At 50.7% G+C, this 13,380-nt stretch carries 9 protein-coding genes and 1 pseudogene; 4 read left to right on the top strand and 6 right to left on the bottom strand.

From position 1 onward, the window contains the following. Positions 1–20: 20 nt before the first annotated feature. The 6 genes and pseudogenes from SH580_RS22270 to SH580_RS20750 form a co-directional block, all read right to left on the bottom strand. Positions 21–290, bottom strand: a pseudogene (locus SH580_RS22270) (transposase); the annotation flags it as partial. Positions 291–543: 253 nt separating this feature from the next. Then, positions 544–1,413, bottom strand: coding sequence for a hypothetical protein (locus SH580_RS20770; RefSeq protein WP_319832730.1), 870 nt, complete (start codon positions 1,411–1,413; stop codon positions 544–546). Positions 1,414–1,652: 239 nt separating this feature from the next. Further along, positions 1,653–2,456 (bottom strand): SDR family NAD(P)-dependent oxidoreductase, encoded by an 804-nt coding sequence (locus SH580_RS20765; protein ID WP_319832729.1) that lies wholly within the window; start codon positions 2,454–2,456, stop codon positions 1,653–1,655. Positions 2,457–2,469: 13 nt separating this feature from the next. Next, a complete protein-coding gene (locus SH580_RS20760; RefSeq protein ID WP_319832728.1) occupies positions 2,470–3,669 on the bottom strand; it encodes a mandelate racemase/muconate lactonizing enzyme family protein in 1,200 nt (399 codons plus the stop codon). 316 nt (positions 3,670–3,985) lie between these two features. Further along, positions 3,986–5,521 carry a sulfatase gene (locus SH580_RS20755; RefSeq protein ID WP_319832727.1) on the bottom strand — a complete coding sequence of 512 codons (1,536 nt, stop codon included), beginning with the start codon at positions 5,519–5,521 and terminating at the stop codon, positions 3,986–3,988. A gap of 110 nt (positions 5,522–5,631) precedes the next feature. After that, positions 5,632–6,669: a LacI family DNA-binding transcriptional regulator gene (locus tag SH580_RS20750; RefSeq protein WP_319832726.1), complete on the bottom strand. Its 1,038-nt coding sequence runs from the start codon at positions 6,667–6,669 to the stop codon at positions 5,632–5,634. A gap of 215 nt (positions 6,670–6,884) precedes the next feature. Here SH580_RS20750 and SH580_RS20745 point away from each other — a divergent pair, with 215 nt between their 5' ends. The 4 genes from SH580_RS20745 (at position 6,885) to SH580_RS20730 (ending at position 13,379) form a co-directional block, all read left to right on the top strand. Then, positions 6,885–7,511: a hypothetical protein gene (locus SH580_RS20745; RefSeq protein WP_319832725.1), complete on the top strand. Its 627-nt coding sequence runs from the start codon at positions 6,885–6,887 to the stop codon at positions 7,509–7,511. After that, positions 7,412–9,091, top strand: coding sequence for a family 78 glycoside hydrolase catalytic domain (locus SH580_RS20740; RefSeq protein ID WP_319832724.1), 1,680 nt, complete (start codon positions 7,412–7,414; stop codon positions 9,089–9,091). Before SH580_RS20745 ends, SH580_RS20740 begins: the two co-directional genes overlap by 100 nt. Beyond that, complete coding sequence (locus SH580_RS20735) at positions 9,088–10,200, top strand: cellulase-like family protein (protein WP_319832723.1); 1,113 nt, start codon at positions 9,088–9,090, stop codon at positions 10,198–10,200. Before SH580_RS20740 ends, SH580_RS20735 begins: the two co-directional genes overlap by 4 nt. Positions 10,201–10,427: 227 nt before the next feature. Next, positions 10,428–13,379 carry a LamG-like jellyroll fold domain-containing protein gene (locus tag SH580_RS20730; RefSeq protein ID WP_319832722.1) on the top strand — a complete coding sequence of 984 codons (2,952 nt, stop codon included), beginning with the start codon at positions 10,428–10,430 and terminating at the stop codon, positions 13,377–13,379. The last annotated feature ends 1 nt before the right edge of the window (position 13,380 follow it).

Below are 13,380 nucleotides of genomic sequence, written 5' to 3'. Positions count from 1 at the left end.
CCACCAATGCGATTACGGAAGTGAACCAGCTCACTCGGCTCGCACGGCAGCTTCCACTGGAAGTAACGTTCGCCGCAAAAATATTGCATGTAAGGATCGCGTGCCCAGGCCGCGCAGACTCGTTCGTCCGATAGATTCTCCAACTGCTTTAAAAGTAAAAGGCCCGCCATTAAGCGTGTCGGTAAAGCCGGGCGACCAATCTGGCTGTAATAACTCCCGAAGGCTTCTTCCAGCTCTTCCCAAGGCAGCTGGTTGGCCAACTTGTAAAGTGGCTGACGTTGATCGAGCAAATGATCCAAATCTTATTGGAAAAATTGAGCGGGTTCGGCGGAGCGGGACTTCGGTTTCATTAAAATGACCAGTTTTCTAGCGTTTAAGCGAGTTTAATGGTCGATTAAAACAAATACATAAACCGCATCAAGTTGATACACAACTAGATCGACTTTTTTTTAAGGGGCGACTAACTTATCACGCGAATTGACGATAAATTCCGCCTCAAAAAAAAGCCTACGCAGAATAAACTGCGTAGGCTGAAATTTTATACTATTTAGATACTTTGGAACGGCGTTGAAAGCCAATCAAACATACGGAGAGTAAAGCTGTCAGTAATGCAGCCGTTGAAGGCTCTGGAATGACCGCAACATCTGCGAAGGAAGTGCCTAAACGAAATTCATCCATGCGGAACGCATTAGCACCATCCTGTGGATTCTGCACATAAAAAGCTAATGAATCATAGCTAGTATCTACATCGACAGCGACACTCATCGTGGCAGTTTCAGAAATTGTTCCGTCATAGCTCGCAGCATCTACAATCCATACATTTAAGACATCATTAGTTCCACTGTCATTGAAGAGCAATTGCGAGACCACAAAATAATCGGTTCCTGTAACAAGTGAGAAACTATCTAACGAAAAGGTTTCAGTTCCAAATTCACGATTTCGGGCAAACATATTACTACTCCCGTTCCCAACCCTTAGACCAAAATAGTTATTACCCGATGCGAATGGATTAATCACAAGTTCGCGCGTATTATTTCTTTCAAAAACGAAACTCGACCATGCTTCACTCAGAGCTGGAGTCGCCCCTCCAAAAGTCGTAATATAGTCACGACTTATAGTCTGACTATTAGAAGTAGTCGCATAGGTCAAAACACCGGAATCAGTAGCCTCTCCACCAATATCCAGTGAACCAGCACCTGCAATGTAATCAGCCCCACCCGTCCAATTTCCAGACCATCCAGTGCCAAATCCAGCGCCATTGACAGTTGCATCTTGTGTGTAAGCCGTGCCACCGCCGCCAAGGTCAAAACCGTCATAGGACAGCAATTCCGCAAAGGAATTGGTCGTCGTTGCCAACGAGAGGCCAGTTATAACTACTGCCAAAGCAGAAGAACCGATATTCATTTTTTTCATAATCATAGGGTATTGGGTTTTAGGTGTTTAAATCGAATAAAACGTTATAGCACATATCAATATCCTGCCACTTCCTTCTATGTCAAATAAATTTCACTGCTCTTATAAAAGAAATTGTAAATCAGGCTAAATCTCTACCTCAATATGATCGCCCGAAAATTGCGTTTAACCTGGCTCACAATGAATCGCAGTATAGGATTCAGCGGACAAGGAGTTCCACCAAAACATTCTAGTAAGCCCTATTTCTGCACAGGTTGAATCCCTTTGACCGCCAAGCCACCATCACAACGCAGGTCTGTGGCAGTGATATTGGCGGCCGCATCACTGGCCAGAAAAACAAAGGTCGCAGCGACTTCCGCAATAGTGCCGACTCTCCCACGAGGGTGCATCACATCGAAGGCAGCACGTGTTGCCTCTTGGTCGCCTCCTTGACCTTCGATAAACTGATTCAGCATTGGCGAATCAATCGTCCCCGGACTCACCGTATTCACTCGGATACCAAATGGCGCGAGTTCCATAGCCAAGCCTCGCGCAAGACCGAGCAGACCCGCCTTGGTCGCACAGTAAATACTATGCTCGGCAATCCCATAGTAGGCCATTCCCGAGCTCATATACAAGATGGCCCCTTTCCCTTGCAACTTCATTCCGGGGGCCAAAGCCTGCGTCAACAAAGCAGCCACCCGTAAATTGACATTCAAGGCCAGATCCAGTTGAGCCATCGGCATCGAATCAATGGGATATACGGGCATGACCGCGGCATTGTGCACGAAAAGATCAATGGGCCCGCCCAACTGACGTGCGGACTCGGCAGCAAAGTCGAGTGTCGCCGAGTCATCCAGTAAATCGAATCCGGCTGCATAGGTTTTCACCCCGTATTCGGCACAGATCGTAGCGGTGGCTTCAGCCTCTTCACCATTCAGCGAGCAGACGGCGACCGAGGCTCCCTGCCCGGCAAAGGCTTTAGCGATGCCTCGCCCCAGTCCCTCGCCGGCTCCGGTGATCAGTGCACGTCTGCCTACCAATGATTGATTTCCAATACTCATAATTGCCTTTGTTTTAACGAATTTCCGGACGTTCCCAGTGGTCTCCCATGCTAACCCGCCCCACTGCCGCCCCCGCACCGCTGGATGTGACTACTTGCTGCGCATGCGCCTCCCAGATCGCGGGGGACCACATGGCACCAAGGCCATTCCCCGACGGCAGCGGCATTCGACCTTCCACGAGCTTCGGCTGATACTCCCCCAAAGTAGGGTACGCATATTGTGTCAGCGCTCGACTGGTTTCAATCGCCCATAAATTTGGAATCGTCGACGCAATTTGACAGACGGCGGCATGCGCCACCGGTCCGCCCAAATTGTGCAGGATTACGGGGAGCCCATAGGTGGCCGCGAGCTGAGCACAGGCTCTCGTTTCCGACAAACCGCCACACCACATCGGATCGATCATTACGATATCCACCGCACGCTTCTCAATCAGCTCTCGTAGTGCATAGCGCGTAAACACCGTTTCCGATCCCACCAGCGGAACCCGTGTGGACGCATTCACTGCTGCCAGTGAGGCTACGTCATGCGCCGGTAAAAGATCTTCCAAAAATTCCACATCCTCCACGGCACAAGCAGCTGCAATGCGCATGGCAGAGGGCAGCGACCAACGGGAATGTCCTTCGATCCCGATCACCATCTTGTCACCACAGGCTGCACGGATTTGACGCAGAGGCTGGAGCCCCGCTTCCACATGTTTCCGTGAAATCTGCTGGCCCAAACTCGCTTCTGAAAATTTGTCAAAGGGCCAGATTTTCATCATCCCATAACCGTCTTCCAGCAAACCGAGGGCCAGCGCTGCCGGGTCATTTTGCCATAATTGATAATCCTCACAATCCCCCCAGCCGATGCAGGTATTGTAGCAGGGCAATGTCATCTGCACCTCACCACCGAATAAGGTCCGCACACTGCAGCCCTGCGCTTTTGCGAGAATATCCCACAAAGCAATTTCCACCGCCGACCATGCCCGCCACTCCGCACCCTGATAGCCATGGTAACGAATGTTATCAAAAAGAAGGGCCTGCAGCGCATTGATATTCAATGCATTCTGTCCCAAGACCAAAGGCGCAACCGTCCCATGCAGTGCCGCCTCACTGCCCGGCACTTTATCGTAGGTTTCGCCGTAGCCTACGATCCCGAAGTCAGTAAGCACTCGCACGTTCAGTAATCGAGGATGCGCTTCGAGCCGAATCGTCTCAATGGATTGTATTTTCATGATAATCTGGCCGATGACTCAGCAAGCAATTGAGGAACCTGTGCCCCGAGGAAATCGTGATGGATATAGCTGAAAATAAAACGTTATATCACCAGCAAACAGTCACACCAAAAAATGTCAATACCAAGACTGTTTAAAAGACTCATCCTTTTGGCATTCTAAATATACCTTTGATGTGACTAGGATTGGTCGCTGCGATTTGAATATGAGTTTCGGCTTTAATCCCAGCGTCTGGATACAATTCATCTCCCTCGACTGCCTCAAGATTTGAAACAGGTCATGCAAATGAAAGATTCTAGGCGCAGCCTCCAGGCCTCTAATGCGCCGATGCCGGTGCGTTCAATCCAAGACGCGAATATTGATCACGCGGGGCATCACAGGTTTCCATTTCAGCCGTGAGATTTTGTTTCATTTTCAACTCAATGGCTGCATCCTGGATCGCTGCTTCTTGCTCTGGATCTGTCTGCAAATCGTAAAGCACGGTTTCGCATGTCTGCGTGTCTCGCCCCCAAGAGGCTTCATCGGACCAACCCATCCCGGTGCAGTCGATTTGCATGACCTGGCAGCCTTTCATGAAGTCAAATGGCTCGGCCAACGACATGCGTTCTTTCGAAAAGCTATCGCAGCCAAAAGGCGTCCGCATATGCGCTGGCATGAGAGTGTATTCCGTGATCTTCGATAGACGTTCCTGCTGGGCACGCATGTATACATAGCGTCCGTCGGTAACATTAACCTGCTTGCCAAAAGTGCCGAAAATGGCTGACTCACGAACTGGCGTATCCGTCTCCATGATGGGCCGTAGATCATGCCCCGTCATGCTCGATGGAATTTCCTGATCAAAGAAGCCCAAGATCGTCGGCGCCAGATCAATGGATGGCTGCACCAGTGACTGACGTGACTCCCCCTGCTTACCAACACGTGGATCCCAGACAAAGAAAGGCGTTCGGGCGGTTTCTTCCCACCAAGGCATCATAATCTTCGACCACCAATCGTGCTCTCCAAGTAAGAAGCCGTGATCGGTCCAGACGACCAACATGGTATTTTCCCAAAGATTCTCGGCATCCATCTTATCTATAATGGCGCCCAGTTTGGCATCACACATCGCGAGTAAGGACGCATATTCGTAGCGCGAATGCTCGGCCAACTTGTGACGCCCTTGTACCATTTCGTAATTCGGCCAATCGAAGTGTGGTCCATCGTAATCCCTGTAATGCGGCTCAAAGAAAAGGTCTTTGTACTGTGGCAGGGAAAAGAACGGCTCGTGCGGATCAAAGGTCTCAATTTGTAGAAACCAATTATCTTCACCCTTGTTACGATCAATAAAGTCCAAAGCAGCTTGAAATACACCACTTTGTGGCTGAGCTGCTTCTTCGGTCATGTGCTGTCGATTGATCCAATCCTGCCGCGCTGGACCATAGCCATTCAGTCCATGACGCCCTGCGGCATCTGCAGGTATTTCCGGATTGCGCACCTGTCCGACCCAAGGGTCGCCTTCCTGCCCACGAAAGGCTTCATAGCTGGAATACTTAGTATGATAATTCGCGCCACCATCCTCGAAGTAATGATAGTGATCGGTGATCAAATGCGAATATACCCCATTCTCCTTCAAGATGCGTGGCATCGACTCATCAAAGGGTTCCATTGGCCCCCAACCACGATGTAAGAAATTGGGCCGTCCCGTGTGTAGATCCCGACGGGCCGGTATGCACGGCATCGAGCAGACGTAGGAAGTATCAAAACGAATAGTCTTTTCAGCAAGTCGCCGGAAATTCGGAGTATGGGTCCACTCACAACCATAGGGCGACAAATAGTGCCGGTTGAGTGAATCAAACATGACCATGATGACTTTCATAAGGCTAAAGCGTTGAGGATAAAATAGGAATTTAACAATATATGCATATAACGTTATAGATTGCAATTATAAAGTCTACAATGACACAGCCTACTGTGACGACACTGCCTCTACTTTCGAGCTGGGCCCATGGAGCTACGGAGTAAGAACTCAGACCGCAGCTTTTTCAGCTGTATGGGTGAGTCAAAGTTCTTGATACGGTTTTGCAGCATCCGAAATCCCGTCTGCGCCATCACTTCACGATCCACTCGCAAAGTGGAAAGCTCTAGAGCTTCCGCAGATGTGATATCATCACTGCCCAAAATAGACAGATCTTTAGGCACACTCAAGCCTTGTCGCTTACACTCGATACTGAGTGAAATCGCGGTTTGGTCATTGTATGCCACCACGGCAGTTGGTTGCTTCCCCATGGCACGCCACTGGGCAAAGGATGCTTCGCCCGCTTCAGACGCATCGACCTCAAACACGGAGAGCTCAGCATCATACTGCAAACCGACTTTCTGTAAGGCAGCAATCAGCTGATCGTGCTTTCCGACCGGTATGGCATTCGCAGCACTTGGCCCGACATAGGCAACATGCGTGTGGCCAACATCGCGTAAATACTCCATCGCCTTACGTAAACTAAACGAATAATCCACTCCGAGGCTGTCGAACTCATCCTCATGTCCGACATAAAGAAACAGCAGTGGATACTTCCAAGCCTTTAGCTTCCGGTAGATATCGAGATTAACCAAACCTTTAACCGGGTTGACCACAAGCCCATCCGCTTCACCCGCCGAAAACTCTAAAAGTAATTTACGCTCACGCTCAGCGGACTGATGCGCCAAGGCTAAAATCGACGAATAACCTTCAGCGGCAGCCGATAAGTCCAAGTGCTCATACAGCTCAGAGTAATTAGCATTCGCCAAGTTGGGTAGAATCATCCCGATACGCTTTGTGTAACCACGCTTAAAGTTTCGAGCCGATGGATTCGGCTGATATCCAATCTCACGTGCGGCTTTTAAAATGCGCTCGCGCGTTGTATCGCTGATTCCCCCTTGCCCATTGATTGCCCGCGAAACCGCACCTTGCGACAAGTTGGTGAGTTTCGCCAGCTCCAAGATAGTTGGACGCGAGGATGACGACTTTGCTGTTTTCTTCTTTGGCATACCTAAAACGTTACATTGTTCATGGCGTAGAGAACCACAGTTCACTGCCATGAGACAAGCTCTCTTTTAATTCTGACGGAATCTATACTGCCATAGAACCATTGAGGGAATTATACTTTTTGGAATTGCTATATCGTTATAGCCATTCAATACTTATATGTGAATTTGAAAGCGCAGAGCGCTCCGCCCACCAAAAAACTTCGTCACGTAAGTCCATGAATTATCAGATTAAACAAACTCAACTCCCAACTGAGCCACTGTGGATTTGGGCCGAAAAATCACACCCGAACCAAACCGTTTTGTTTCGAACTCAGATTAAAGAACTTGAAGATTATGAAGACCTTGCAGTTCAACTGGCCGGACAAACACGCTACTATCTGAGCGCCAACGGTCAGTATCTTGGCCAAGGCCCCTGCCCTTCAATCTGGCCAGATAGCACAGCGGACAGCTACCCTGTAAGCTCTGAGAATGGCTGCGTAACTCTTTCAGCAATCATACATCATTTCGGTGTCCGCACGCAAAGTCATCCCTATGCACCCACTGGCTTCTGGTGCCGTCTAATCGGGTTGAAAGCGGGTCAATGGGAGGCAATTGAAATACCGATGGAGTCATGGAAATATCATTTACAAGGCGGCTGGCGTCACACCAACCTCAGACGCACTTGGGCGACTGGTTGGATGGAACAATTTGACAGCTCGAAGCAACCGGAGAATTGGCAAGCACCCGATTTTGACGATCATGAATGGCCTATCGCAGTCGAAGTCAAACACCCGGAGAGCACCCTCTCACCGCGAAGACCACCCCACAGCTACGCGAGTATGCCGTCCCTGCACAGAAATTGATCGCAGTGGCTAAGGTATCCACCGACGCCGCAATTGCCGAAGAGGGTGAAGGCCAACTCAGCAAAATCTTGGATACGGAAGCGTGGGAGGTTCTACCAATCGAAGCATTTCAGACCAAATGGGATTCAGGCAAAGGCATCACCTGCGAACCAGAGAATGGGGGTCTCGCCCTACTCTTTGATTTGGGAGAGGAGATGTCTGGTCAAACCGAATTCACCATCGAAGCCGCGTCCGGCACCGTCGACCACTATGGCGCCGAACTGCTGCGTGATGGACGCCCTTGGGCCAACCGCGGCAATGCGGAATATGCAGCCCGTTGGACCGCATCCGGGCGTAACCCGCACTTTCGCACCCTCAATTATAACGGCTTCCGCTATCTCCTCATCGTGCTGCGCCCAAACAATGCGCCGATGCTTCTAAAAGAATTCGGCGTTTGGCGGCGAGAGGCAAACATCACACCAGTATTCGACTACCAGTCGGAAAATCCGGAGCTGCAACGCATGTGGGATGTCAGCATGCGGACCCTACAAGTATCGACCCAGGAAACCTGTGTGGATTGCCCCACGCGCGAGCAAGCACTCTTCATTGCCGATGGTCTTTGGAACGCACTGTGGATCGACAAGCTATACGACGAGCCTTCCTATTTCGAACATTATCTGGACGTGATCGCAAAGGCACAAAATACCAACGGCCTGATGCCGTCATCCGTGTTTTCCAGTCTAAATCCGCCCCATTATCTATTGGATTTTTGCCTCATCTTTGTTTGGGGCGTCGATGTCTATCACCGCGCACATCCAGAACGCACAGATATCATCCAAAAGATGCTACCGGTCGCCGAGCGCACTCTGCGCTGGTATCAAGATCATATCGGCCCATCTGGTCTCATTGAAACAGATCCCCTCGGCATCGAGAACTATGAAGGCGGGCGCTTTGAAGTCGTCTTCATCGACCACCCGAGTATCTGGCACACTTTCTCCCACCCAGGCATCGAACGTTCGCGCAAGCAACTAGGTCTCAATGCTTATCTGGCCATCGCTATCGACGCATTCACGGCCTGCGCCCAATCCATCGATTACACGCATACGCTCGATACGAGCTTACTCCATGCCCATGAGATCCGAGGCATTTGCCACACTCTTTTCTTCAATGAGAAGACCGGCTATTACGCCGATTGTATCGATACTGAAAGCGGTGAGCTTAAAGGCTGGAGCGCCCAGTCACAGATTCTCGCCGTGCTTGGTGGCGTAGCCAAGGGAGACGCAGCACGTCAACTGATGGGTCAATTGATTCAAGACTGGCAGCATCCGGAAATCTGCCGTTGCACCCCTTATTTTTGGACCTACTTCGCAGAAGCGCTCATCGTCACCGGCTACTCGGATAAAATCATGCCGCTCATCCGTAAAGCATGGTCTATCATGACCGAAGATCCAGACACCACTACCTGGTGGGAGACTTTCGAAGGTAGCGACCGCAACACACGCTGCCACCCTTGGGCCGCACTCCCCGCTTGGTTCCTCATGCCGGAAGGCAGAGATTTTCGTCTTTGCGGCAATCCCTCAAAAAGAAAGCAAATAAAATGAAACTCAAAGAATTGACCGCGCCACTCGCCATCACGATGTGGGACTTTTCATGGCTGGAACGCCGTTGGAGCGGAGCTGGCTACGAAGACTGGGACCTGGCTCTGGATGAGTTGACCGAACGCGGTTACAATGCCGTGCGTATCGACGCCTATCCGCTACTTGTCTCCATCGATGCGAAAGCCGAGTGGACAGTCAAACCTTGCTGGAACCAGCAGGACTGGGGCACGCCCGCCCGTAATCGCGTTCAGGTGCAGCCCAACCTCAACACTTTCATCCGAAAATGCGCCCAACGTGGGATACTAGTCGGACTGTCCACATGGTTTCAACGGGTCGAAGAAACCAATGTCGCACAAATCGTCTCACCTCAGTGCCACAGCCGAATCTGGAAAGATTTGCTAGATTCAATCGCCAGCGACAACTTACTCGATAGCATCCTTTACCTCGACTTTTGCAATGAGTGGCCACTGGACTGCTGGGCCCCCTTCTTTCTACCCGCCCCCACGGAAAAAGCAGACTGGAACAGTCCTTCCTCTATCCGCTGGATGGTGAGCTCCATCAATGAACTGCGGTTATCCTATCCAAATATTGCGTACACCTATTCAAACATCGGACACCTAAATCTAGCCAAAGAGGACCATAAAACCGTATCCGAAACGTTCGACTTACTTGAACCGCACATCTGGATGGCACAGGCCAATAGCCACGAGTTCTACACCCGGGTCGACTACCATTACGAGCGCTTTGAATCCAAGGGCTACGAGAATGTCGTGCTCAATGCGCAACGTTTCTACGAAGCCGATTCAGACTATTGGGACGACCATCTAAAAACTCACATCGATGAAGTCTGCATCGAGTCCGAAGCGCTCAACCTGCCGCTCATCACGACCGAATGTTGGGGGATCGTGGACTACAAGGACTGGCCGATGCTGGACTGGGAATGGGTGAAGCGCAGCTGCGAAGTCGGCGTGCGCCATGCCGCCAGCAAAGGGCGCTGGGCGGCCATCGCCACCAGTAATTTCTGCGGCCCGCAGTTCCGAGGCATGTGGCGCGATAAAGACTGGCATCAGGAAATGACCAAAATCATTTGCTCGGCCAAACTTCCCGGCTAGAGAACAGATAAATACTGGTCGAGCTGGCCAATGCACCCCAGCATAACTCATTCCAATAATGCAATCGCTGACAATCTCCTCTTTCAAACACAGAAACTATATCGTTTTACCCTAGAGCATAAGCGGAAGGACTCTCAATGGACCCCACTGAAGCGAATGTATGCGGATGATCACACAAAACTCTTCTTCTGGTTAAATCTCGTTTAATCCAAGCAACCAACACCATTATGTATACCCCACTCCTTGAAAAATGCATTAAAGTCTCTCTCCTCTGGATCCTTGTAAGTGCGTCATCGCTGCACGCCGTTAACTATAATCTTAAGAAGGTTTCAAATGTAGGCGGTGGTTTGCCTTACATTCTACACTTACCCGAGATCTATGACGACCCAAGTGAGGCTGCACGCGAATTCCCCACGATCATTTACTTACATGGTTACGGGGAACGAGGTGAAAGTGATTTCTATGGAAATACGAATTATCTCTACAAGGTTGAAAACGGCGGTAGCACACCGCCTTACTATACAGCGCGTAGCAATTATTTAAACTTCGAAGTCAACGGTCAGACGGAGCACTTTATCCTCATAGCACCTCAGACCCAGGCAGCTTGGACTTCAGAAAATGTCATCGCACTCCTCGACGAAGTTTCCGCACAGTATCGCGTCGACTCCAGTCGCGTCTACTTGACTGGCTTTAGTTTTGGAGGAACCGGGACATGGGAAGTCTTGCTTGGTGATGCAAATGTGCCGAACCGATTCGCGGCCGCAGCCGTTGTGGCAGGTCGACGCAAGGGCAGCACGAGTTCAATGGTAAAAATCGCAGAAGACAACGTCGCCATCTGGTCGATGAGTGGTCTGAATGATAATACTGAACACACACCTGAGGTCGTTCTGCGAGCAAACAGCGCCATAAGTGTCCATTATCCGGATGCGGAACACATCGTGACAATGTATCCTGGCTATGGACATAGTTGTAGCCGTCAATACAGCCTAGGTCATACTTACCACAACCCGAATCTCTACGAATGGTTCCTCTCCAAAACACTGCAAACTCCTGGCCTACCCGCTCGAGTCAATCTCTCCAGTCGTAGTGAGGCAATTGCCACAGCAGGCGATGAAGACCCTGAACATGGTGCCGCGAGAGGAAAGACCGGCTCAGGGAGTCAGTCTTATTGGAGTTCCAGCACGACCGATTATAGCAAAAAGTGGATACAACTGGATCTAGGCGCGTCCTTTTCTGTCGATAAAATTTTTCTGCGCACTCTCTCTCTCTACGATGCACTCGCTGGATACAACATTCAAGCAAGCAACAATGGCGTCGACTGGGACACGATTATCGTCGTGGATGATAATTACCAGTCCACTCGCGTCCATAATTTCGAGGCCGTGGATGTGCGCTACCTACGTCTCAATGTTATCGATGCCAACTGGACCTCAGGCGCATTGAAGGACACCGCTTACCTCTTCGAATTCTTGGCTTTTGAAGCACTGGAACCCCTCGACCCCCCAACGGCTCCCGCAGCGGTCAGTGCAACCAGTGTCACCTCCGGCGGCGTGACGCTCGACTGGAATGCCGGCACCGGCACGGTCCAAAACTACCGGATCTACTGGAGCGCCACCAACACTCAACCCTTCTCCCACCAAGCAAGTGTGGCAGGCGACATTACCAACTACACGGCGACAGGATTAGCCCCCGAAACCGAATACTTTTTTTGGGTCTCCGCTCATAATTCCGGTGGAGAATCGGGCACAGCCTCTACTTCGGCCACAACGGATGTTTTATTACCTCCAAACGCACCAAGCACTTTAAATATATCAGGACCGACCGCGACGAGTCTGACTTTATCATGGCAAGACAATGCAGACAATGAGAGCGCTTACAATATCTACTGGAACACAACGAATAGCCAACCAGCGAGTCCGAATACGACTGTTGCGGCGAATGCGACCAACACACTGGTCGAAGGACTGAGCCCAAGCACTCTCTACTATTTTTGGGTGGCAGCGTTCAACGCCGAAGGCACATCTTCTGCCGCAACGACCAATGGGAGCACCACCGATTTTGAGGGCAGTCTCGCCTATGGCCTTCTTTCGCGATGGAAATTTGATGCATTGTCCGGCGACACCGCATTCGACACGCAAGGCTTCAATGATGGAACCCTCACTGGCAACACGGCCCGCACCAGCGAGTCCATTGCAGGCCAAGCACTGACCTTCGACGGAACCAACGATTGGGTGGAAGCCCCCCATCAATCCGAATACAGCAGCAACGCACTGAGTATTTCCATGTGGGTCCGTCCATCAGTTGCCGACTCAGAGCCTCGGGGCTTGATTTCAAAACGCCAGGGCCTCACCGCAGGTCAACGCTGTTTCGCTATTTTTAGCCATACGAATTCTAACATCAACATCGACCTAGGTAATCAACGGGTCACGACCAACTACTCGCTCAACGAAGTGAATACTTGGAAGCACCTCACCATGACTTTTGATGGAGCTGAAGTCTCGGACAACGTGAAGCTTTACATCGATGGAGACGAAGTCGCTTCCAATACAATCACTGTCACGGCTATCCCAGTGCTCGATTGCCCGATCACGATCGGTATATTAAACACAGATTACGGCTTCGGTTTCGCAGGGGACATGGATGAGGTCCGCGTCTATGATCGCGCGCTCACAGCTGCCGAAGTGCAAGCTCTCGATAAAACTGAGCCCTACACCGGAAGCAGCACACCGGCAAGCTATAGTGAATGGAAGGCGGCAATGCTCAGCGAATTACCAGTAGCCGATCAAGAACCGTCGGCCGATCCAGACCATGATGGAATTGCCAACATATTTGAATACGCGCAAGGCAGTCTGCCGACTGATTCCAGCTCAGGCAGTCGACCGCATGGCGAGATCACCAGCGAAAGCAATTTTCACTTTCTCACATTTAGCTATCGCCGAATACAAGGCGGCACCGGAAGCGCCGAAAGTGGCTACGAAGCAGGTAATCTGCGCTACACCGTTCAAATCAGCCCCGATCTATCCCCAGACAGCTGGACCACAGGCACGGACTACCTGGAATCCGTCCCGCCCGCGATTGACCATAGTGACGACAGTGAAACGGTTACTGTACGTGTTAAAGACAGCGTAGAAAATAACTCTAAAAAATTTATTCGGCTCCAAGTCGAAGAACTCAATTAAC

Source organism: Coraliomargarita algicola (assembly GCF_033878955.1).
GTDB lineage: Bacteria > Verrucomicrobiota > Verrucomicrobiia > Opitutales > Coraliomargaritaceae > Thalassobacterium > Thalassobacterium algicola.
The sequence above is the reverse complement of the archived record's forward strand: the minus strand, read 5'-3'. Positions and strand labels throughout refer to the sequence as shown.

Coding starts and splice junctions, on each gene's coding strand:
- SH580_RS20765 (WP_319832729.1), bottom strand. CDS start 2,456: ATGAGTATTGGAAATCAATCATTGGTAGGCAGACGTGCACTGATCACC.
- SH580_RS20745 (WP_319832725.1), top strand. CDS start 6,885: ATGAATTATCAGATTAAACAAACTCAACTCCCAACTGAGCCACTGTGG.
- SH580_RS20730 (WP_319832722.1), top strand. CDS start 10,428: ATGTATACCCCACTCCTTGAAAAATGCATTAAAGTCTCTCTCCTCTGG.
- SH580_RS20740 (WP_319832724.1), top strand. CDS start 7,412: ATGGCCTATCGCAGTCGAAGTCAAACACCCGGAGAGCACCCTCTCACC.
- SH580_RS20770 (WP_319832730.1), bottom strand. CDS start 1,413: ATGAAAAAAATGAATATCGGTTCTTCTGCTTTGGCAGTAGTTATAACT.
- SH580_RS20750 (WP_319832726.1), bottom strand. CDS start 6,669: ATGCCAAAGAAGAAAACAGCAAAGTCGTCATCCTCGCGTCCAACTATC.
- SH580_RS20760 (WP_319832728.1), bottom strand. CDS start 3,669: ATGAAAATACAATCCATTGAGACGATTCGGCTCGAAGCGCATCCTCGA.
- SH580_RS20735 (WP_319832723.1), top strand. CDS start 9,088: ATGAAACTCAAAGAATTGACCGCGCCACTCGCCATCACGATGTGGGAC.
- SH580_RS20755 (WP_319832727.1), bottom strand. CDS start 5,521: ATGAAAGTCATCATGGTCATGTTTGATTCACTCAACCGGCACTATTTG.